The sequence below is a fragment of the Parasutterella secunda genome (genome assembly GCF_024733725.1).
In the GTDB taxonomy this organism is placed as follows: domain Bacteria; phylum Pseudomonadota; class Gammaproteobacteria; order Burkholderiales; family Burkholderiaceae_F; genus Aphodousia; species Aphodousia faecalis.
The window spans coordinates 42,397-62,132 of the sequence record NZ_JANRHP010000006.1 but is presented as its reverse complement, the minus strand read 5'-3'; the positions used below and the strand labels follow the sequence as shown (position 1 = coordinate 62,132).

General features: G+C 48.1%; 20 protein-coding genes. 9 read left to right on the top strand and 11 right to left on the bottom strand.

What is annotated here, in order from left to right; genetic code table 11:
• Positions 1-31: 31 nt before the first annotated feature.
• From NW199_RS06955 to pncB, 3 genes are all read right to left on the bottom strand, one after another.
• Entirely contained in the window at positions 32-1,402 is a 1,371-nt protein-coding gene (locus NW199_RS06955) for a DEAD/DEAH box helicase (RefSeq protein ID WP_258334083.1), read from the bottom strand.
• Between the two features lie 190 nt (positions 1,403-1,592).
• Positions 1,593-2,990, bottom strand: a complete 1,398-nt coding sequence (locus NW199_RS06950) for a sodium:proton antiporter (RefSeq protein ID WP_258334082.1) — start codon at positions 2,988-2,990, stop codon at positions 1,593-1,595.
• 89 nt (positions 2,991-3,079) lie between these two features.
• A complete protein-coding gene (pncB, locus tag NW199_RS06945; protein WP_258334081.1) occupies positions 3,080-4,246 on the bottom strand; it encodes a nicotinate phosphoribosyltransferase in 1,167 nt (388 codons plus the stop codon).
• Positions 4,247-4,356: 110 nt separating this feature from the next.
• On the opposite strand from pncB, the gene fdxA reads away from it, so the two are divergent.
• From fdxA to nth, 4 genes are all read left to right on the top strand, one after another.
• Positions 4,357-4,683: a ferredoxin FdxA gene (fdxA, locus tag NW199_RS06940; RefSeq protein WP_022473264.1), complete on the top strand. Its 327-nt coding sequence runs from the start codon at positions 4,357-4,359 to the stop codon at positions 4,681-4,683.
• A 72-nt stretch (positions 4,684-4,755) separates the two neighbouring features.
• Positions 4,756-5,526 carry a ferredoxin--NADP reductase gene (locus tag NW199_RS06935; RefSeq protein WP_258334080.1) on the top strand — a complete coding sequence of 257 codons (771 nt, stop codon included), beginning with the start codon at positions 4,756-4,758 and terminating at the stop codon, positions 5,524-5,526.
• 6 nt (positions 5,527-5,532) lie between these two features.
• On the top strand, positions 5,533-6,108 hold the full coding sequence (locus NW199_RS06930) for an RnfABCDGE type electron transport complex subunit B (RefSeq protein ID WP_258334079.1): 576 nt from the start codon (positions 5,533-5,535) through the stop codon (positions 6,106-6,108).
• The gene (gene nth, locus NW199_RS06925) at positions 6,105-6,749 is read left to right on the top strand and encodes an endonuclease III (RefSeq protein WP_258334078.1); all 645 of its coding nucleotides are present in this window, start codon (positions 6,105-6,107) and stop codon (positions 6,747-6,749) included. Before NW199_RS06930 ends, nth begins: the two co-directional genes overlap by 4 nt.
• Positions 6,750-6,758: 9 nt before the next feature.
• Here nth and rimM read toward each other — a convergent pair whose 3' ends face one another.
• The 3 genes from rimM to NW199_RS06910 form a co-directional block, all read right to left on the bottom strand.
• Entirely contained in the window at positions 6,759-7,265 is a 507-nt protein-coding gene (gene rimM / locus NW199_RS06920) for a ribosome maturation factor RimM (RefSeq protein WP_258334077.1), read from the bottom strand.
• Between the two features lie 240 nt (positions 7,266-7,505).
• Positions 7,506-7,757 carry a 30S ribosomal protein S16 gene (gene rpsP / locus NW199_RS06915; protein WP_022473259.1) on the bottom strand — a complete coding sequence of 84 codons (252 nt, stop codon included), beginning with the start codon at positions 7,755-7,757 and terminating at the stop codon, positions 7,506-7,508.
• A 146-nt stretch (positions 7,758-7,903) separates the two neighbouring features.
• Entirely contained in the window at positions 7,904-8,605 is a 702-nt protein-coding gene (locus NW199_RS06910; RefSeq protein WP_022473258.1) for an aspartate/glutamate racemase family protein, read from the bottom strand.
• A 187-nt stretch (positions 8,606-8,792) separates the two neighbouring features.
• Between NW199_RS06910 and NW199_RS06905 the strand changes: the two genes are divergently transcribed.
• Complete coding sequence (locus NW199_RS06905) at positions 8,793-9,797, top strand: asparaginase (RefSeq protein WP_258334076.1); 1,005 nt, start codon at positions 8,793-8,795, stop codon at positions 9,795-9,797.
• On the opposite strand, the gene NW199_RS06900 is transcribed toward NW199_RS06905, so the two are convergent.
• Together NW199_RS06900 and brnQ are read right to left on the bottom strand one after the other, a co-directional pair.
• Complete coding sequence (locus NW199_RS06900) at positions 9,794-10,381, bottom strand: manganese efflux pump MntP (protein ID WP_249092153.1); 588 nt, start codon at positions 10,379-10,381, stop codon at positions 9,794-9,796. The two genes, NW199_RS06905 and NW199_RS06900, sit on opposite strands and share 4 nt — an antisense overlap.
• Positions 10,382-10,434: 53 nt before the next feature.
• Positions 10,435-11,760: a branched-chain amino acid transport system II carrier protein gene (brnQ, locus tag NW199_RS06895; protein ID WP_258334075.1), complete on the bottom strand. Its 1,326-nt coding sequence runs from the start codon at positions 11,758-11,760 to the stop codon at positions 10,435-10,437.
• Positions 11,761-11,970: 210 nt separating this feature from the next.
• Here brnQ and dinB point away from each other — a divergent pair, with 210 nt between their 5' ends.
• The 3 genes from dinB (at position 11,971) to NW199_RS06880 (ending at position 14,658) form a co-directional block, all read left to right on the top strand.
• A complete protein-coding gene (dinB, locus tag NW199_RS06890) occupies positions 11,971-13,050 on the top strand; it encodes a DNA polymerase IV (protein WP_258334074.1) in 1,080 nt (359 codons plus the stop codon).
• A 45-nt stretch (positions 13,051-13,095) separates the two neighbouring features.
• Positions 13,096-14,049: a TDT family transporter gene (locus NW199_RS06885; RefSeq protein WP_258334073.1), complete on the top strand. Its 954-nt coding sequence runs from the start codon at positions 13,096-13,098 to the stop codon at positions 14,047-14,049.
• 135 nt (positions 14,050-14,184) lie between these two features.
• Positions 14,185-14,658, top strand: a complete 474-nt coding sequence (locus tag NW199_RS06880) for a phosphatase PAP2 family protein (protein WP_258334072.1) — start codon at positions 14,185-14,187, stop codon at positions 14,656-14,658.
• Positions 14,659-14,674: 16 nt separating this feature from the next.
• Here NW199_RS06880 and dnaJ read toward each other — a convergent pair whose 3' ends face one another.
• The 3 genes from dnaJ to grpE form a co-directional block, all read right to left on the bottom strand.
• Positions 14,675-15,832 carry a molecular chaperone DnaJ gene (gene dnaJ / locus NW199_RS06875; protein WP_258334071.1) on the bottom strand — a complete coding sequence of 386 codons (1,158 nt, stop codon included), beginning with the start codon at positions 15,830-15,832 and terminating at the stop codon, positions 14,675-14,677.
• Between the two features lie 131 nt (positions 15,833-15,963).
• Positions 15,964-17,871: a molecular chaperone DnaK gene (gene dnaK, locus NW199_RS06870; protein ID WP_258334070.1), complete on the bottom strand. Its 1,908-nt coding sequence runs from the start codon at positions 17,869-17,871 to the stop codon at positions 15,964-15,966.
• Between the two features lie 164 nt (positions 17,872-18,035).
• A complete protein-coding gene (gene grpE / locus NW199_RS06865) occupies positions 18,036-18,653 on the bottom strand; it encodes a nucleotide exchange factor GrpE (RefSeq protein WP_022473249.1) in 618 nt (205 codons plus the stop codon).
• A 180-nt stretch (positions 18,654-18,833) separates the two neighbouring features.
• Here grpE and NW199_RS06860 point away from each other — a divergent pair, with 180 nt between their 5' ends.
• The gene (locus NW199_RS06860) at positions 18,834-19,715 is read left to right on the top strand and encodes a LysR family transcriptional regulator (protein WP_258334069.1); all 882 of its coding nucleotides are present in this window, start codon (positions 18,834-18,836) and stop codon (positions 19,713-19,715) included.
• Positions 19,716-19,736 lie beyond the last annotated feature (21 nt).

The following is a 19,736-nucleotide window of genomic DNA, read 5'->3' as shown; positions in this document are numbered from 1 at the left end:
CAAAGAAATTGTGTCGATTGATGTCTTTTTCCTAACGTCTAATCAGACCACCTAAGAGAGCCGCCACTTTAGGCTTTTTCTTCGTGTCTTTGGCACCCAAACCCAATGGTTTCTCAATAGCTTCCGAGATCTCCTGCGACTGACTGGGAACATAAGGCTCATCAAAGAAGGGATCTGTGCTTGCGGGCGTCACAGGTGGCGGCGTGTACACCTTTCTCGGTCCTCTTGAAGGTCGACGATGAGGTGAGACATCCATGCGAACGCGCTTGAAATGTTCCTTGATCAAAGACTCAATGGCTGCGACATTTTTTTCATCGGCGCCCGGGCACATCAGTGTTAAAGCGAGCCCCTTCATCCCCGCGCGTCCTGTACGACCAATGCGGTGCACATAATCCTCCGCGTTAAAGGGCACGTCAAAATTAATCACAACCGGCAAATCGGCGATATCCAATCCGCGTGCGGCCACATCGGTTGCCACGAGCACTTTAATAGTGCCTTGCTTGAAGCCTTCCAATGTCTTGATTCGCTCATCCTGGGTTTTATCCCCGTGAATGGAATCGGCTTCAATACCATATTGAGAAAGTGTTCTAGCCAGACGTCTGCAGACAATCTTAGAATTAACAAAAACCAAGATGTTCTTAGCGTCCTCGCACACCTCATCATCCAAAAGATCAAGTAGCGCATCCACTTTCTCAGAATTGTGGACCTCAAAGAGCTTCTGGGTGATTGTTTTAGCCGTCGAGTTTTCCCGAGCGACTTCAACCAATTGGGGATTTCGTAAGAAGTTAGCGGCCAAACTTTTAATTTCAGGCGAAAAAGTTGCCGAAAACATCAGACTTTGACGCTTTTCGGGCAATAACTTCAAAATCTTTGAGATATCGGGTAAAAAGCCCATATCAAGCATCCGGTCGGCTTCATCCAATACCACTATCTGAACCTGGTTTAAAACCGTGTTTCGCTGCTCAACGTGATCGAGCAGGCGACCGGGTGTTGCCACCAATACTTCCACACCACGGCGAAGCGCATCCTGCTGTGTATGGATATCGATACCACCAAAGACGCAAGCCGTGCGCAAACCGGTGTACTTAGCATAGGCCTGAAGGTTTTCGTGCACCTGATCGGCAAGCTCACGCGTGGGCGTAAGAATGAGTGCCCTTACCGGATGACGCGCCGGAGACATACTGCTATTGGCTGTTGGAATCAAACGCTCCAAAAGCGGCAAACCGAAACTTGCCGTCTTGCCGGTTCCCGTCTGTGCTGCGCCCATCACATCATTGCCTGCCAAAACCAAGGGAATCGCTTGAATTTGAATAGGCGTCGGGGTTTCATAACCCATTTCAGAGATGGCACGCATCAACGATTCGTGCAAACCGAAAGAAGAGAAAGTTTGATTTTCAGACATTCGTTTTCCAACAAAAATCAGGTCTTTTCCTGACTTAAAATAGCAATATCACTTTGAAATTTCGGAGATTTTATCATTTTGAAGGTCTTTTTTCTCCCTGAGAACCTCACGAATAAGCAAAAGGCTTCAGAATTTCTCCTGAAGCCTTCTGCTTTGTCAGATGTTCCTGACGGTATCTAACCGAATTTGATTAGATGAAGAACAAATTCATCAAGAAGAACGTCGGCACCAAGATACCCACGGACCAAATCATGTAACCGAAGAAGCTCGGCATCTTCACGCCGCGTTCTTGAACGATCGAGATCGTCATGAAGTTCGGCGCATTACCGATGTAGGTCATTGAACCCATGAACACAGAACCCATGGAAATGGCCATCAAGGTGTGAGAGTCTTCGTTCATCAACAGCATCGGATCGCCGCCGGCCAAATTAAAGAAGGCCAAATAGGTCGGAGCGTTATCCAAGAAGGAAGACAAGGAACCGGCTAACCAGAAGAACATGTGGTTATTGAACGTTCCGTCCGCATTGGTCACCAAAGCCACGAGCGGAGCAAAAGCACCCTCGTGTCCGGCGCGCAGCATTTCCAACACAGGGACGATACAGCAGAAGATACCGAAGAAGAGCTTGGCCACTTCAAGAATCGGATCCCAGGAGAATTGATTGCTTTCACGGGCCACCTTCGGCGTAAAGGCCAAGCTTAAACCGGCAAACGTCAAAAAGAGCACATCACGAATGATGGATTCAAGCGTTAATTGAACGTGAAGCACTTCAAAGCTGATACCAGACTTCCAGAAACCGGACAGAAGCATACTGCCGACGATACCGGCCAAGAAGAGGATGTTGATGGCCCCTTCGATCTTAAACGGTTCCTTTTCTTTAAAGTGAATCGTGTTTTGATCTTCTTTCTTATAGACGATCGTATCCAAAATGACATAAATCGCCAACAGGAAAAGGACCGTTGACATCATCGGCAAGAACAGATGTTCGGTCGTCCAGAAGAAGTCAACGCCGCGCAAGAAACCCAAGAACAAGGGAGGATCGCCCAACGGAGTGAGGCTACCGCCGATATTGGCCACCAAGAAGATGAAGAAAACAAAGGTGTGCATGCGGTATTTGCGGTTCTTATTGGCTTCGAGCAAAGGACGAATGATGAGCATGGCCGCACCGGTCGTTCCCATCACATTGGCAAGCAACGCACCCGCAAACAAAAAGGCCGCATTCATCATCGGCGTTCCTTCGAAAGAAGAACGAATATGAATGCCGCCTGCCACCACAAACAAAGCACCCACAAAGATAATGAACGGAATGTAGTCACCGATAATGGCGTGCGCGATAGCGCCGGTGGCAATCGTGCCCCCATAAACCGCAAAAAGCGGCACAGCGCACAACAAGGCCCAAGCTACAGCGACCTTACCGAAGTGGTTATGCCAGAAGTGAGGCACAAGCATCGGGCACAAGGCAATGCTCAGCAAAATACCGGCAAACGGAATGGCCCAAGCGATGGAAAGCTCGGCGCCATTGAGACCGGCCGCGTTGGCAAGCATCGGAGAGACCGCCAAAAACGCGCCCAAAAGCATCTTATGAATCATTTGTTAATTCCTTTGCTTTCTTTTGATTTAAGTTAATTTTTAGATTGTATAAAACTTTTTGTGCTCACGCATGAAAATTTTTCACCTGTCTAGGGCTTCATACCGAAAACTTGCTTGAGGTAAGCCAAATAGCTCGGGTCATCACACAGGCTCTTACCCGGCGTATCCGAAATCTTCGCAACAGGCTGACCATTTGCCCGAACCATCTTAATCACGATATTTAAAGGCTCAGGTCCTAAATCGTTGGTCAGGTTGGTTCCCACGCCAAAACCCAGCTTCACTCTGCCCTTAAAGCGGCGGAAAAGCTTAATCAGGCGCTCAAAGGTGAGGCTGTCGGAGAAAATAAATGTCTTTGTCCTTGGGTCGCACCGATTGGCTTTGTAGTGCTCAATCATGCGCTCGCCCCAGCTTTCCGGATCCCCCGAGTCTTGACGAACACCGTCAAAAAGCTTGCAAAAATACATGTCGAAATCTTTTAAAAAGGGCTCAATCCCATAGACGTCCGTCAAAGCAATCCCCAAATCCCCTCGGTATTCTTTGGCCCACATTTCAAAAGCATAGGTTTGCGAATCACGCAGTCTGGGTCCCAATGCCTGGCAAGCTTGAAGATACTCGTGAGCCATCGTTCCCATCGGAATAAGGTTTAATTCCTTGGCATAGAGCACGTTGCTCGTACCGGCGAATTCGTGCGGAAGACGAGCTTTCAGAATTTCCAACACTTCTTTTTGCCATTGGCGGGAAAAACGACGGCGGGTACCGAAGTCAGAAATAGAAATCAAAGAACGGTCAGGCTCGTTTTCAATCATTTGAATTTTCGCATCAAGCCGCTTTCTGCCCTCGGTCTTATCCAGGTTGGGAGCGATGTGCCTGAAGTATGTTTCGTTGACAATCGCCAAAACCGGAATTTCAAACAGAATCGTGTGTAACCACGGACCTTTGATGGTGATTGCAAGTTGTCCGTCCTTTTCCGAAATATCAATATATTTGCGCTTTAATTGGAAAAGACTCAAAAATTCAACAAAATCGTCTTTAATAAAACGAAGTGAGCGGAGATACTCCAACTCATCTTCCTTGAATCGAAGGGTGCACAGGTGATCAACCTCTGCCTTAATCTCAGCAATGTACGGTCTCAAATCCACCCCTTCGTTTCGGCAACGGAAACGATATTCGACCGATGCGCCCGGAAATTGATGCAAAACGCATTGCATCATGGTGAATTTATATAAATCAGTGTCCAGAAGTGATTCAATGATCACGATACACCGCCCTTCAGATAAGTTTTCAATGCCTTTAGTCTAGCCTTTTTCGCTAACAAGTGCGTTAAAATTTGAAGATTGACAGAAATATTTTCAGTAGGGAGAAAACTGTGGCTCATGTAGTTTGTGACCCATGTATTAATTGCACGGACACGGCCTGTGTGGCAGTGTGTCCTGTTGACTGCTTCCGTGTCGGTCCCAACTTTTTGGTGATTGATCCCGACGAATGCATTGACTGCGCGGTTTGCGTGCCGGAATGCCCCGAAGAGGCTATTTTCCACGAAGATGATGTTCCTGAAGGTCAGGAAGAATTTATCGCTCTTAATGCAGAATTGTCCAAGAAGTGGCCTTCCATCACTCGTCAGCGCCCGCGTCCTGCCGATGCGGACAAGTGGCATGGCGTCCCCAACAAACGCCAATACCTGAAAACGGAATAATTTTTCCATTTTCTGTATTCAACAAGCCCGTTGTGCAGTTACACCTCGGGCTTGTCATTTAAAGGTCAGCCTATGAGCATCCATGCCGTTACCATTACCGAACTTGAACACCACAATGATCGTGTGATGTTTTTCTCGGTAACTAAACCCGAAGGTTTTCATTTCCAACCCGGGCAATTCGTTCGATGTGGCGTTGCGTTGGTAAGCGATCCGAAAAATGAGGAAGATTTCCTCATGCGCCCCTATTCCATCGCAAGCCACCCCCAAGAGAATCGAATCAGTTTCTATGTGGCTCGTGTATTGAACGGGGCGCTTACGCCTAAACTTTTTGATTTGAAAGTGGGTGATACGCTCTATCTTGATGACACGGCCTACGGCCTGATGCTTCCATCTCGGCTTGAAACCGGCGGAACACTTATCTGTTTTGCCTCCGGCACCGGTCTGTCAGCATTTTTGTCCATTGTTAAAGACAATCCATGGAAACGGTTTGACAATGTTGTGGTCGTGCACTGCGCTCGTTGCGCTAAAGACATCACCCTGACAGACGCTTTTTCCCAAGCTGTCCACGAACAAGGCCGAGACGTCAATTTCCGTTTCATTGCTGCCACAACCCGTGAACCGGATCCGACCCAATGTGGTGAGATTAATAAACGTGTTCCGCAGGCTATCGTTGACGGAGATTTTGAAAAAATGGGCTTTACGCTCACCCCTCAATGGGTTCGGGCAATGATCTGCGGCAATCCTGCCTTTGTTAATTCAATGAAAAAGGTGCTTAAAGATCGCGGTTTCACCGCTCCCCGCGGTGAGAAACTGGGCACCTATGTGGCTGAAAATTTTTGGTAATTTTTCATGAGTGAACATTTGATTGACGCCATCGATGACGTGCTGCCTCAAACGCAGTGCAGACAGTGCGGCTACAACGGCTGCAGAAATTACGCCTGGGCCATCGCCATGGGCGAGGCCCCCATCAACCGTTGTGCGCCGGGCGGACAAAAAGGCATCGAAGCACTAGCAAAGGTGACGGGTCATGAAGTGATCGCCTTGGATCCTGAGTACGGTCATGAAGTTCCGCTTGAACTCGCTCACATCAACCCCGATACCTGTATCGGCTGTCGAAAGTGCGTTGCTGTTTGTCCAACCAATGCCATCGTAGGCGCTCCTAAGCGCCTTCACGGCGTTATTTCAGATTGGTGTACAGGATGCGCACTATGCGTGACGGCTTGTCCCGTCGACTGTATTGACATGCGCCTGGCTTCTTTTGAATGGACGCATGAAAAAGCTCTCAAAGCCAGAAGGCTCTATCGGGAAAAATTACAAAGAGAAAAAAAGCGAGAAGCGGAACGCAATGCCAAACTTAGCGCACAAAGCGCCGCCGATAAGAAAAAAGCCCTCTTGGCTGACATCCTTTCGCGAGTCAAAAAGTGAACAAAGATAAGCGCTACGAAATCATGAAACGGTTGGCCGCCATCCGCCCCAACCCAAAAAGTGAACTGGAATACGCCAGTCCCTATGAACTATTGGTTGCCGTCGTGCTTTCGGCTCAAGCGACCGATAAAAGCGTGAATTTAGCCACCCGAAAACTCTATCCCGTAGCGAACACTCCGCAAGCCATGGTGAAACTGGGCGTTGAAGGCCTGACACCCTACATCAAGACTATTGGTCTTTATCGCAATAAGGCTAAGCACGTCATCGCGTTGAGCCAACAACTTATTGATCGATTTGGTGGCGTCGTGCCCGATAACCGAGAGGCCTTGGAAAGTTTACCGGGAGTCGGCCGCAAAACCGCCAATGTGGTACTTAATGTCGCATTCGGTCATCCGACGATCGCGGTCGATACGCATATCTTTCGCGTGAGCAACCGCACAGGATTTGCCCCCGGTAAAACACCCGAAGAGGTCGAGAAAAAACTGCTGAAATTTGTACCGCAGGCGTTTAAAAAGGATTCTCATCACTGGCTTTTGCTGCATGGACGTTATTGCTGCAAAGCCACCAAACCGGACTGTGATCATTGTCCAATATTGGATTTGTGTGAATACAAGAAAAAGAACCTTACCGTTGCCTCTTGATCGGTTTTTTTAGTTCCAATCAAGCGACCAATCCACGATGACAGAAGACTGATCAAAGTCAATCGCTTCGATGTAAGCCTCAACCATGGGGATATAAAAAACGTCACCTTCTGTCGCACGGACGGCTAACAAATCCTGAGCGCCATTGTCGGTCACGCCAACCACTTCGCCCAAAACTTCATCTTGAAGGTTGCGGACAGTTAATCCGACGAGGTCTTCATCGTAATAATCCCCTTCTTGCAACTGTGGCAGATCATTTCGATCCACCAACAAGCTGCCCTTTAACGCCATTGCTTCTTCACGGGTATGAATTTCTTCAATTTTGGCGATGAAATCTTTTCCGTGAGCTTTGAGTTCCGACACCGTTAAAAGCTTAGGGGAAACTCCCGGCTTTCTCGGATAAGGCAAAAACCACCAGCGATCACTTTCAAAAAGTAAATCCCCTTGTCTGCCCATGGGCACGACACGCACCCAACCGCGCACACCATAAGCGCCGGCTGTTCGACCGACTTGCATCAACTCGTCTGTGTTTTTATTTTCCGTCATCTTGAAAAAGGGATAAGAAAAAGGGCCATTCCTTCAGTTACGCTTGGCGTTTTAGATACTCGCGGCTAAAGCTCTCGATTTTCAGACCCAAACGGTAGACACAATTCCGTTTGTTTGAAGTAGTCTGAAAAGAATGGCTTTTAGTGCCGCAACGCAAGGCAACGATTTCGGAATCGCCCTTCGTGCAAACAAGGTTTGCAGAATTTTCGATTAGGCAGCAGCCTTCTTAGCTTGCTTGACCAAACGAGCAACCGTGTCGCTCATTTGGGCGCCTTGACCGATCCAGTGCGTGAGACGTTCTTCAGCGATTTGGAACTTCACGCCTTGGCCGGCAGCCATCGGGTTGTAGTAGCCCAAGCGTTCGATAAAACGACCGTCACGGCGATTACGGGAATCCGTAACAACGATGTTGAAGAAGGGGCGCTTCTTGGAACCGCCGCGAGCAAGACGAATAACGACCATTTAATTTACCTCTTGTGTCTATAAAGTAAACGTGGCAAAGCCACAATAAAAAACGAAACCCAGAAGGGTTTCACGAAAATTCGCGGTATTTTAACGCATTTTCAATTTGTTAGCTATACCGTTTTTTAATTTTTCCGTTCTTGAGCCTACGCACTTTCGCAAGCGAGTGCGAAATCAACAGCCGCTTTTGCGTGTATCTCCGTCGTATCGAAAACAGGCAAATCTGTATCCGCCTGCTTAATCAAAAGGCCGATTTCAGTACAGCCCAAAATGACGCCTTCGGCTCCCTGGGCTTTTAATTTCTCAATCACTTTCAAAAATTTTTCTTTTGACTCGGGCAGAATCTTTCCAACACAAAGTTCGTTGAAAATAACGCTGTTAATCATTTCCATATCTTCGCTTTCGGGAACCAGTACTTCCAGACCACGCTCTTTGAGTTTCCCTTTAATAAAATCTTGCTGCATGGTGTACTTTGTACCCAAAAGTCCGACGCGATGGATAGCTCGCTTCTGCAATGCGTCAAACGTGGCGTCGGCAATATGCAAAAGAGGAACACGAACGGACGCGGCCACCTCATCGGCCACTTTGTGCATAGTATTCGTACAAATCAGAATAACGTCTGCGCCGGCCTTCTCTAAACCTTTGGCGGTTTCTGACAAAATCGAAGCGCTTTTAGCCCAATCGCCGCAAGATTGGCACTTCTCGATTTCGTCAAACTCCACACTCCAAAGCACAATTTTGGCCGAATGCAATCCGCCTAGACGTTTGTGAACCGCCTCATTAATGAGCTGGTAATAAGTCACCGTGCTCTCCCAGCTCATTCCTCCGATCAAACCAATTGTTTTCATAAGAACTCCTTGCTAAAGCTCCTTTGAGAATAGAACGGAAAGATTCAAATCTCAAGCGCGTGCAACGAGCTGCAATGCATGCAACAGATCGTTTCAAAATTCAAAAGGCCACCTAAAAAATGATTTTTCAAGACAAGAAATATTCTTTTGGCATAATACGAACCAACTGATTTCAGGGGAACCCATTATGGCTAAGAAAAAGATCATCCTCATGTCCACAGGCGGCACCATTGTCAGTTCCGGCGAAAGTGCCACTCAAACCACCGGGTATCGTTTGGGGCATTTATCAATCAATGCGTTGCTTGATCAATTGCCTGATCTGAAGGACAAAATTGAACTTGAACAAGAAGCCGTCAGTCATGTGGACTCCAGTTCCATGACCAGTGAAATTTGGCTTAAGCTCGCGCGAAGTGTGCAAAGCGCTGTCGATCGTGATGATGTGGACGCTGTTGTGATCACTCATGGCACTGACACCATGGAAGAGACGGCCTACTTCCTGCACTTGATTTTAAAAACGCAAAAACCTGTCGTCATAACCGGCGCCATGCGTCCGGCCACTGCCCTTTCTGCTGACGGAATCTTAAATCTTTATAACGCCTTCCAAGTGGCTTTGGATGACCAGTCTCAAGGGTTGGGAGTATTGATAGTACTTAACAACACCATTGGAAGCGCACGCTTTAGCACCAAAACCAACACCACCAATGTTGCTACTTTCTCCGGATTAAATACGGGTGAACTTGGCGCGGTGATTGACAACGCCGTCATGTATTACAACCGTTCAACCCGTCCGCATACGATGGCCACGCCGTTTAGCGTGCATGATTTTGATCAAGACGAATCTTTCCCTCGAGTGGATATTTTGATTTCTCACGCCGATGATGACTCGATGCTGGTTGACGCCGCTGTGGCCATCGGCGCCAAGGGCATTGTTTTCGCGGGTCTTGGAAACGGTTGCGTTCCCGACAAAGTTCTGCCGGGTCTTAAACGCGCCTCGGAAGCTGGCGTTCGTGTCATTCGCAGTTCTCGGGTATTCACCGGACCGGTATTTAACGGCTTAAGTGAATGGGAAGAGGCTGGATTAATCTCTTCTTGGAATTTATCCGCGGTGAAATCCCGAGTTCTTTTGCAATTGGCGTTGAAAAAAGGCATCACCGATATTGATGCCTTAAGAGAAATGTTTGAGCGTTACTAGAAAACGCCGTGCTCAAAAAGGATTCTCAATCCAATTAAGAGCAACACAGCCGCACCCAACAGTGAAAGCTTTTTGCTGTGACGTGCGGCTTTTTCAGATAAAACACCTGCCGCCAACATCGCCAGTGCAGTCAATAAGGCGCAAACGATACCGATAATTGCCGCCGGGCCCGCGATCGGCATGGACACCATCGCAAAGGAAAAACCAACCGCCAAGGCATCAAGGCTTGTGGCTACCGCCAACATCGCCAGTTTCCCCCAGGCAATGTCCGAACCCATTGAACGGCATTCGCACTGTCCGTCATCTTCATCTTTTTCGAATGCCTCACGGATCATTGACACGGCAACAAAAAAGAGAAGTCCAAAAGCGACCCAGTGATCCCAGGCATTAATAAGGCTGTAAAGGGCGCCCCCCGCAAGCCAGCCAAGAGCAGGCATCAGTGCTTGAAAAGCACCGAACACAACAGAGAACTTCAGAACATGAGAGAGTTTGATTCTGGGCTGCACGGCTCCCCAACACAAGGCCACAACCATTGCGTCAACGGACAACGCGACAGCGATACCAAAGATCTCTAATAATTGCACTTCTGATCCTTCAGATTGGTTGAAGCCGCCATTATAGCGATGACTCTTGACCACTAAATTTCAAGATGACGTTTAGAATAAAAAATTCCGATCACCCAACCGATAAGAGCCGGCGTCACCCACTCCAGACCAATGGAGTAAAAAGGCAAATTTGACAACAACGGGACATCAACACCGATATCTTTAAGCGCACCGGCAACGCTTACAATCGCTGTCATCGTAATGGTTAATGGATACACCTTGGAAAAATTCTGGTTAAAGTGATGCGTTAAGCCGAGAATAATCAGCATCAAAGCCACCGGATAAATTGACATCAATACCGGGATAGACAGTTTGAGAATAAGTGTTAAACCCGCGTTCGAGACCACCATGCTGCAAAGCACAAACACCAGAAGCCAACCGCGGTAGGACAGAGCCGGAAAAACTTTGGTGAAATAATCACTGCAGCAGGATAAAAGACCGACACAGGTGTTTAAACAAGCAACAAAGAAAATCATTCCTAAAAGAATGATGCCCCAAGAACCGAATTGGATTTCAGCCACTGAAGTTAATGTTTGCGCACCATTTTCGGTGATCAAACCAGCTCCGCCCACGGTTGCCACAATATGGGCTAAGGCCAAATAGATCGTAATCAGGAAAAATCCGGCGATCATACCGGCTTTTACCGTCTCACGTACAACACCCTCGGTATTGCTCACACCTAGGGCCTGGACATTTAAGGCAATAATCAAACCAAAGTTGAGTGCAGCCAGCGTGTCCATGGTTTGGTAGCCTTCCAAAAAGCCTCTGACAAAAGCATTGAGATCGTACGGAGGTAAAGCTAAACCGTAACCCGCGATCGGTCGGAACAGACACGCGAGGAAAAGAAGCGCAATCATGGTAATGAGTGCGGGCGAAGTCACTTTGCCAAGACGCTGCGTGAGTTTTTCAGGATTTAAAGCCATGATTCCGGCCAACCCAAAAAAGAAAACAGAGTACAAAAATTGGGCGCAAACCAGAGGAGAAAAATCCAAGAAGAAAGGCTCTGTCGTTGCCGTAAATAACGGAGCCAAGGCCATTTCAAAAGAAGTACTGGCCGTACGGGGAATGGCCACACAGGGACCGATTGACAAATAAATGAGCAATGTAAAAATAAAGGCAAACTGCGGATGAACGCGAGAGGCTAACATCATTAAGCCGCCGGAGCGGGCAACCGTCATCACCCCGAGGATCGGAAAACACACGGCCGTGATTGCAAAGCCGGCCATGGCCCACGGCATGTCAACGCCGGCTAAAGAGCCCAGATAGGGCGGGAAAATAAGATTGCCCGCCCCAAAAAACATGGAAAAAAGAGTTAACCCCAACAACAAACGTTGGTTAATACTAAATTGATTGCTCATAGGAAAAATAGCTATATCGAAATCTGAATTTCAAAAATTCCGCTACTTTAGCAAATTTCAGGAAAAGCCAATACTCTGGCAATCCCTATATCACAGAGATGCAATACCGACTGCAAACTCCAATCACAGTCTTTCTCTTTTATTTTCAGCACTGTCATCCGTTTCGGTGTTAAATCCAACATTAGAAAAATTTATTTAGAATTCTCGACTATGAGCGCCAAACCCTTCCGAAAAATTATTCATGTTGACATGGATGCGTTTTTTGCGTCTGTTGAGCAACGTGATCACCCAGCCTTGCGCGGCAAACCTATTGCCGTTGGACACGCCGGAGCCCGAGGGGTAGTGGCCACTGCCAGTTATGAGGCAAGGAAATTCGGCGTGCATTCTGCCATGCCTTCGGCTAAAGCCCGAGAGCTCTGCCCTGAGCTTATTTTTGTTCATTCTCGAATGAAACACTATCAAGCTGTTTCTAAACAAGTCCGAGCCATTTTTGAACGCTACACCGACATCATCGAACCGGTTTCCATTGACGAGGCGTTTTTAGACGTCACTGACAATAAGATCGGTGCAAGAACAGGGCTAGAAATTGCCAAGCGGATAAAAAAAGAGATACGTGAGGAGTTGGGACTCGTGGCAAGCGCCGGCGTGAGTTACAACAAATTTTTAGCCAAAATCGCAAGCGATTACCGAAAACCCGATGGCCTTTGTGTCATTCATCCGGATCAAGCTTTAGATTTTATCGACAAGCTTCCAATTGAAGCCTTTTGGGGAATTGGTCCTGCCACCGCAAAACGGTTACACGCTTTAGGCATCACAACAGCACCGCAATTAAGAGCGGTCAGTATCTCACGATTGACTGAATTGTTCGGTAAAGCCGGTCTGACCTACTATAACTTTGTCAGAGGTATTGATGATCGACAGGTAACCACCCACCGAGAACGTAAGTCCGTCGGCTGTGAAGAAACGTTTGGGCGGGATATTAAAGGGAAAGCCATTGATGAAGCCTTGACTTCGGTCATTAATGAGCTTGCGCAAAGGGTTAACCGCCGAAAATTTAAAGGAAAAAGGTTGACACTTAAAGTACGCTTTCCTGATTTCACCACCTTGACCCGCAGCGGTTCTGGTCATGAGGTACTCGATAGTGTCGAAAAAATTACACCCTTAGCTTACCGCCTTTTAAAAAATGTGACCCTGCCCGCTACCGGTATTCGTCTTTTAGGTCTTTCTGTTTCCAAAACCGAACAAGAAATCCGCGAAGACTATTTGGCTAAACAGATGACTCTTTTTTGACAGTTGATATAATCGCTCGTCTTTTAACATTCCGGACTTTGAATAATGATTAAACGTGTCCGTGCCCTGCCCACCCCGGTTGCAGGACTTGCACTTGGTATTTCCAGTTTAGGTTGGTCGATGGAAAATGCGCTTCCGCTTCATGGTTGGGGGCAGCTTATCGGAGCTGGCATCGCCGTTGTATTGCTTTGCTTGCTGCTTACTCGTTTTGTTTTTCACGCCGATACCCTTATCACCGACCTGCGCCACCCTGTTTTAGGCAGTATTGTGCCAACCTTTGCCATGGCCACGATGGTGGTCTCTAAAGCAATCGGTCGCTTTTTCCCTCTCATCGGTGAGTATTTGTGGCTTGCGGCGGTGATCGTACACTTGCTCTTTTTGGGCGCTTTTATTGTTTTTCGCATGCGCGAGCGCCAAATGCAGCACATGGTTCCGAGTTGGTTTATTCCACCTGTCGGCATCATCGTGGCCGATGTCGCCTGCCCTTCACCGGAATGGTTTAATTTCGCTCAAGTCCTTTTGACGATCGGCATTGTGTCTTACGCTGTTATGCTTCCGGTCATGATTTACCGCTTCATGTTCTACGCTCAGGTTCCTGATGCCGCCAAGCCCACCATAGCCATTTTGGCCGCTCCTGCGAGCCTTTCACTCGCCGGTCTTTTAACTGTGGTTGAAAATCCTTCACCGCTTTTGTGCGCCGTCTTATTAGGGATTGCCGTCTTAATGACCGTAGTCATCTATCTCTCGCTCTTTAAGCTGCTTCGCCTGCCTTTTTCCCCCGGCTACGCTGCATTCACCTTCCCGTTGGCCATTGGTGCTACCGCGCTTTATAAAATGAGCTATTTGGTCGGTCAATATGAAGTCGGCGCTTTTTATGCTTGGGAGCTCAGAATGCTCGCAAACGTTGAATTAGTGATCGCCACCTGCATCATTACCTATGTGGCCATTCTCTTTATTAAAAATTTGGACAAAATTCTGCCCAAACCCCAAAAAGAGTAACGGTTTGTAGTATTTGCTCATGTTAAGCCGCCTTTTCAGTTAACCTTGAAGGCGGCTCTTTTTTTATTTCATTTGATGGAATTTTTGTTTTTAGACTTCATTCAATCGTTAAGAAGCGAAAATCTCGACCATTTCATGCTTTTCGTATCTTCTTTGGGCAATTTCGGGGCCATTTGGATTGCACTAGCGGCCCTTTTGCTCATTATCGAAAGATACCGTCAGTCTGGATTGGCCGTCAGCATCGCACTGCTCATTGATTTTGTTGCAGTCAACCTCATCATCAAACCGTTGGTGGGACGCGAAAGGCCCTGTGACGTAACCGTTCCTGAAGACATGCTGCTTGCGTGTTTAAGCGACCACTCTTTTCCATCCGGTCACACAGCGGCCGCCTTTGCTGCAGCGTTTGCCTTGTTTCTTTACCATAAAAGAGCCGGTTCGGCCGCTTTGATCCTTGCCTTTTTAATGGGCTTTTCTCGACTCTACCTCTTTGTGCATTTTCCAAGCGACGTTATCGCCGGCGCACTGTTAGGACTCATTTTCGGCTTCATCGGATATAAATTTGCATTGCGTAGAAACAAAAAAGCTCCGAACACTGGGAACGGAGCTTAGTTGAAAAGCACGCTTTTTAGCTGAAAAGATCTTTCATCTTATCCATGAAACTCTGGTGCTTCGGCGAATGCTTCTCGCCGTGCTTGGAGACTGTTTCATCAAACTGTCGAAGCAAATCTTTTTGCTTTTGCGTCAAATTAACCGGCGTTTCCACAAACACATGGATGTAAAGATCACCCATGTAGCCAGTACGTAGACTCTTGATACCCTTGCCGCGCAGGCGCAAAATCTTACCGCTTTGCGTACCTTCGGGAATGGTAATGCGGGTTTCGCCGTCCAAAACAGGCACATCCACGTCACCGCCCAAAGCCGCTGTGACAAATGAAATCGGCAATTCAACATGAAGGTCATCGCCATCACGTTGGAAAATTTCATGTGGCTTAATACTGATTTCCACGTACAAGTCGCCTGCCGGACCACCGTTGGTGCCGGGCTGACCTTTACCCTGCAAACGCACGCGTTGGCCGGCGTTGATACCAGCAGGAATCTTCACTTCAAGCGTCTTCATGACTTTCTTGAAGCCTGTACCGTCGCAGTTGGGGCAGGGATCAGAAATCACCGTACCGGATCCATGGCAGTAGGGACACGTCTGCTGAACAGAGAAAAAGCCCTGTTTAGCATAAACGACACCGGTACCGTTACAGTGCGGACAAGTCGTGGGCTTAGCTTTGGAGCGACTGCCCGTTCCATCACAAACGTCACATTTTTCCCAAACAGGAACACGGATTTCAGCTGTGTAGCCCTTGGCCGCCTGCTCAAGCGTAATTTCAAGGTCGTAGCGTAAATCCACTCCCTTGGTAGCTCGAGGGCCACTTTGTTGGCGACGACCACTCATGCCTTGGCCGAAAAATTCACTGAAAATGTCGCCCAAGTCGCCCATGTTGCTGAAACCACCCGCGAAACCTTCAGGGCCAAAACCACCGAAGCCGCCGGGACCACCGGCTCCGCCGTTCACGCCGGCTTTACCGAATCGGTCATAAGCGGCACGCTTTTGTTCATCACCCAAAACCTCGTAGGCTTCACCGATTTCCTTAAACTTCGCTTCGGCCTCTTTATCCCCATTGTTGCGGTCGGGGTGATACTTCATGGCCAGACGACGATAAGCTTTTTTAATTTCGGCTGCGCTTGCGCTTTTATCTACACCCAATACTTCGTAATAGTCACGATCGCTCATTATTTTTCTATCCTTGCGATAAAGCGATAGGTTCAAGCCCCGATGTCACCGACACCGCCGATCTTGAACCTCGCTCATGAGACCCCTGTTCGGTACGAGTTTGGGGGCTTGAGCCCCCAAATTCTCACGGATTATTTTTCCTTGGCGTCCACATCAACCACATCATCGTCGGCCTTCTTGGCTTCTTGTTGCGGTTGAGCTTGCTGAGCTTGTTGAGCCTGAGCGTTCAACTTTTCGCCGATCTTTTGAGCGGCTGTCATCAAACGTTCCACAGCTGCATCAATGGCGGCCTTGTCTTCACCACGGATGGCTTCTTCAACCTTCTTGATACCGTCTTCGCAAGCCATGCGGTCAGAAGCTTCAACCTTGTCGCCCAAATCCTTCAAAGTCTTTTGGACTTGGTGGATGGAGGCATCGGCAATATTGCGCGATTGAGCCAATTCAAAGCGCTTGTGGTCTTCGGCCTTGTTGGCTTCGGCGTCGTTGACCATGCGTTGAATTTCATCTTCGCTCAAACCGGAGCTGGCTTTAATCGTGATGTTGTTTTCCTTGCCGGTGGCCTTATCCTTAGCGGAAACGTGCAAAATACCGTTGGCGTCAATATCAAAGGTCACTTCGATTTGCGGCAAACCACGGGGAGCCGGAGCAATGCCTTCGAGATTAAATTCACCCAAAAGCTTGTTGCTGGCGGCCATTTCACGTTCGCCTTGGTAAACCTTAATGGTCACGGCCGGTTGATTATCTTCCGCGGTCGAGAACACTTGAGTGTGCTTGGTCGGAATCGTCGTGTTGCGCTTAATCATGGAGGTCATCACACCGCCCAAGGTTTCAATACCCAGGGTCAACGGCGTCACGTCCAAAAGCAACACGTCATGACGTTCACCGGTCAAAACAGAACCTTGAATAGCAGCGCCGATTGCCACGGCTTCATCAGGGTTAACGTCCTTACGCGGTTCTTGACCGAAGAATTCACGAACCGTTTCCTGAACCTTCGGCATACGGGATTGACCGCCGACCAAAATTACGTCCGTAATTTCGCTCTTGGAGCAACCGGCATCAGCCAAAGCCTTGCGGCACGGTTCAATCGTACGAGCGATCAAGTCCTCAACCATGCTTTCAAACTTAGCGCGGGTCAAATTGACGTTCAAGTGCTTCGGACCCGTTGCATCGGCCGTGATGTACGGCAAGTTGATTTCCGTTTCCTGTCGGCTGGACAATTCAATCTTGGCCTTTTCAGCAGCGTCCTTCAAACGTTGCAAGGCGATAATGTCCTTGCTCAAATCAACGCCAGTGTCTTTCTTGAATTCAGAAATCAAATAATCAACGATGCGTTGGTCGAAGTCTTCGCCGCCCAAGAACGTATCACCGTTGGTGGAAAGCACTTCAAATTGCTTGTCACCGTCAACATCAGCCAAGTCAATGATGGAGATATCGAACGTACCACCACCCAAGTCATACACAGCGATCTTCTTATCACCCTTACCGGCCTTATCAAGACCGAAAGCCAAAGCGGCAGCCGTCGGTTCGTTGATGATACGCTTGACTTCCAAACCGGCGATACGACCGGCATCCTTCGTTGCTTGACGTTGACTGTCATTAAAGTAGGCAGGCACCGTGATCACAGCTTCCGTTACCGTTTCACCGAGATAGTCTTCAGCGGTTTGCTTCATCTTACGGAGCACTTCAGCGGAGACCTGTTGCGGAGCAAGCTTCTTGCCATCCAACACGCTCACCCAAGCATCACCGTTTTCTGCACGAGAAATAGAGAACGGCATCAAGGTAATATCACGTTGAACTTCCGCGTCATCGAAACGACGACCAATCAAACGCTTAACAGCGAACAAGGTATTCTTCGGATTGGTCACAGCCTGACGCTTGGCGGTGGCACCCACCAACACTTCGCCGTTGTCCATGTAAGCAACGATGGACGGCGTCGTACGTGCGCCTTCACTGTTTTCAATCACGTGAATCTTGTCACCTTCCATGACGGCTACGGCAGAGTTCGTCGTACCCAAGTCAATACCAATAATCTTTGCCATTTTTAAATTCCTTCGTTTAAAACTCTCAAATTCTTTACTTCGGCGGGAACATCTAATTGTGTTTCCCGACGCTCTACCCCCAATATGGGGATGAGGCTGAAACTTTCAAGGGGTTCACTTACAAATAATTGCACTCTCAAAAGTTTCTTATATAATTCAAAGTGTTATTGAACAACGCTAACCATGGCGGCGCGTAAAACACGTTCACTGATCAGCCAACCGCGTTGGAAAACTTGAGCAACTTGACCGCTCGTTTGACCTTCCTGAGCCGGCACCATGGCGATTGCCTGATGACGCGTCGGATCGAACTTCTCGCCGACGGGATTAATTTCCGTCATGCCGCTTTTTTCCATCGCTTGAACAAACTGACGATAGGTAGCCTGAACACCTTGCATCACGGGATCTTCCGGATCCTTACTCAGTTCCAGAGCCTTTTCCAAGCTATCGAGCACGGGCAAGAGGTTTTTAGCGAATTTCTCAACGCCGAACTTATGCGCCTTTTCCACAGCATCCTCGGCACGACGGCGAGCATTTTCAGCTTCGGCCAACGCGCGAAGATAAAGATCCTGCAACTTGGCATTTTCTTCTTTGGCTGCAGTTAAAAGTTCTTCAACGGAAGGCTCTTCTGCTGTTTGTTGTTCCTGAACGGGCTCGGTTTGTTGAGCCTGGGCTTCAGGTTGGGTAGCTTCTTCAACTTTTTGTTCAGGTTGAGTCTGCTCGGCAGCGGTTTGCGACTGATTTTGATCTTTCACTTCCGTGTCTTTGGTCGTTTCTTCTTGCATGGATTCTTTCTCCGAAACGGGTAATAACTTAGATAATCCCAATATGGGGACGATTCGGAAAAATTCAAGTCGATAATAAAATGGGCATAAATTTCCCAAAATAACCAGGAAGGATCCTCATCGCAAGAAAGCATTCTCGGGCATAATGAGCCAATAAGCTCACAACACAGGTGACTAATAATGGATATTCGCGTTCTTCGTTATTTCCTAGCTGCAGCGGAACAACAAAGTATTTCAGGCGCCGCACAAAAACTGCATGTCACTCAGCCAACCTTATCGCGTCAGTTTATGGAACTTGAAGAAGAACTGGGCCATACCTTATTTGTTCGTACCAATCGCAAACTTCATTTGACAGAGAAAGGCAAACTATTTTACGAACGCGCCCAAGCCATCGTCAGTCTTTTTGACCGCACTAAAGCTGAAATCCGTTCGGACGATGAAATGACCGGAGAAATTCGTATTGCCTCCGGTGAAACTCCGGCATTAAGTAGTCTTGCCCGAGCTATCGCCCGATTACAAAAAGAGGCCCCAAAAGTTCGTTTTCACATCACAAGCGGCGCTGAAGCACAAGTGAAATCCGAATTACATTCCGGGCTTACCGATTTCGGTGTTTTTGTAGGTATCGCCGATACATTGGGCTACAGCGCAATCAAGTTCAAACAAAAGGATGTCTGGGGACTGCTCACACGCGTTGACGGTCCTTTTGCCGGAAAAAAACACATTGAAGCCTCTGATTTGATCGGTCAACCTTTACTTTGTTCCGAGCAGTCGTATCGTCGAAACGAATTTGACGGCTGGCTCAATGACTTGCGAGCGGACTTAAATATCGTCGGAACCTTCAACCTTCTCTACAACGCCTATGTACTGGCAACCGCCGGTGTTGGCCACGTTCTTGCATTAGATGGAATCATCAATCCAACAGCGGCATCCGGTCTGGTTTGGCTACCCTTATATCCTCGCTTGGAATGCGACATTGTGATTGCATGGAATCATTCCCGAAACCTTAGCCCCGCCTCTAAGAGACTGATTGCCTTGTTAAAAGAAGAGGAAGCGAAAATTTAATTTCCTTTTCTTTCGAATGAC

Bases quoted from the DNA above. Each gene is read 5' to 3' on its own strand.
- NW199_RS06955 (WP_258334083.1), bottom strand. From the start codon at position 1,402: ATGTCTGAAAATCAAACTTTCTCTTCTTTCGGTTTGCACGAATCGTTG.
- NW199_RS06950 (WP_258334082.1), bottom strand. From the start codon at position 2,990: ATGATTCATAAGATGCTTTTGGGCGCGTTTTTGGCGGTCTCTCCGATG.
- NW199_RS06935 (WP_258334080.1), top strand. From the start codon at position 4,756: ATGAGCATCCATGCCGTTACCATTACCGAACTTGAACACCACAATGAT.
- NW199_RS06930 (WP_258334079.1), top strand. From the start codon at position 5,533: ATGAGTGAACATTTGATTGACGCCATCGATGACGTGCTGCCTCAAACG.
- rimM (WP_258334077.1), bottom strand. From the start codon at position 7,265: ATGCAAGTCGGTCGAACAGCCGGCGCTTATGGTGTGCGCGGTTGGGTG.
- rpsP (WP_022473259.1), bottom strand. From the start codon at position 7,757: ATGGTCGTTATTCGTCTTGCTCGCGGCGGTTCCAAGAAGCGCCCCTTC.
- NW199_RS06910 (WP_022473258.1), bottom strand. From the start codon at position 8,605: ATGAAAACAATTGGTTTGATCGGAGGAATGAGCTGGGAGAGCACGGTG.
- NW199_RS06905 (WP_258334076.1), top strand. From the start codon at position 8,793: ATGGCTAAGAAAAAGATCATCCTCATGTCCACAGGCGGCACCATTGTC.
- brnQ (WP_258334075.1), bottom strand. From the start codon at position 11,760: ATGAGCAATCAATTTAGTATTAACCAACGTTTGTTGTTGGGGTTAACT.
- dinB (WP_258334074.1), top strand. From the start codon at position 11,971: ATGAGCGCCAAACCCTTCCGAAAAATTATTCATGTTGACATGGATGCG.
- NW199_RS06885 (WP_258334073.1), top strand. From the start codon at position 13,096: ATGATTAAACGTGTCCGTGCCCTGCCCACCCCGGTTGCAGGACTTGCA.
- NW199_RS06880 (WP_258334072.1), top strand. From the start codon at position 14,185: ATGCTTTTCGTATCTTCTTTGGGCAATTTCGGGGCCATTTGGATTGCA.
- dnaJ (WP_258334071.1), bottom strand. From the start codon at position 15,832: ATGAGCGATCGTGACTATTACGAAGTATTGGGTGTAGATAAAAGCGCA.
- dnaK (WP_258334070.1), bottom strand. From the start codon at position 17,871: ATGGCAAAGATTATTGGTATTGACTTGGGTACGACGAACTCTGCCGTA.
- grpE (WP_022473249.1), bottom strand. From the start codon at position 18,653: ATGCAAGAAGAAACGACCAAAGACACGGAAGTGAAAGATCAAAATCAG.
- NW199_RS06860 (WP_258334069.1), top strand. From the start codon at position 18,834: ATGGATATTCGCGTTCTTCGTTATTTCCTAGCTGCAGCGGAACAACAA.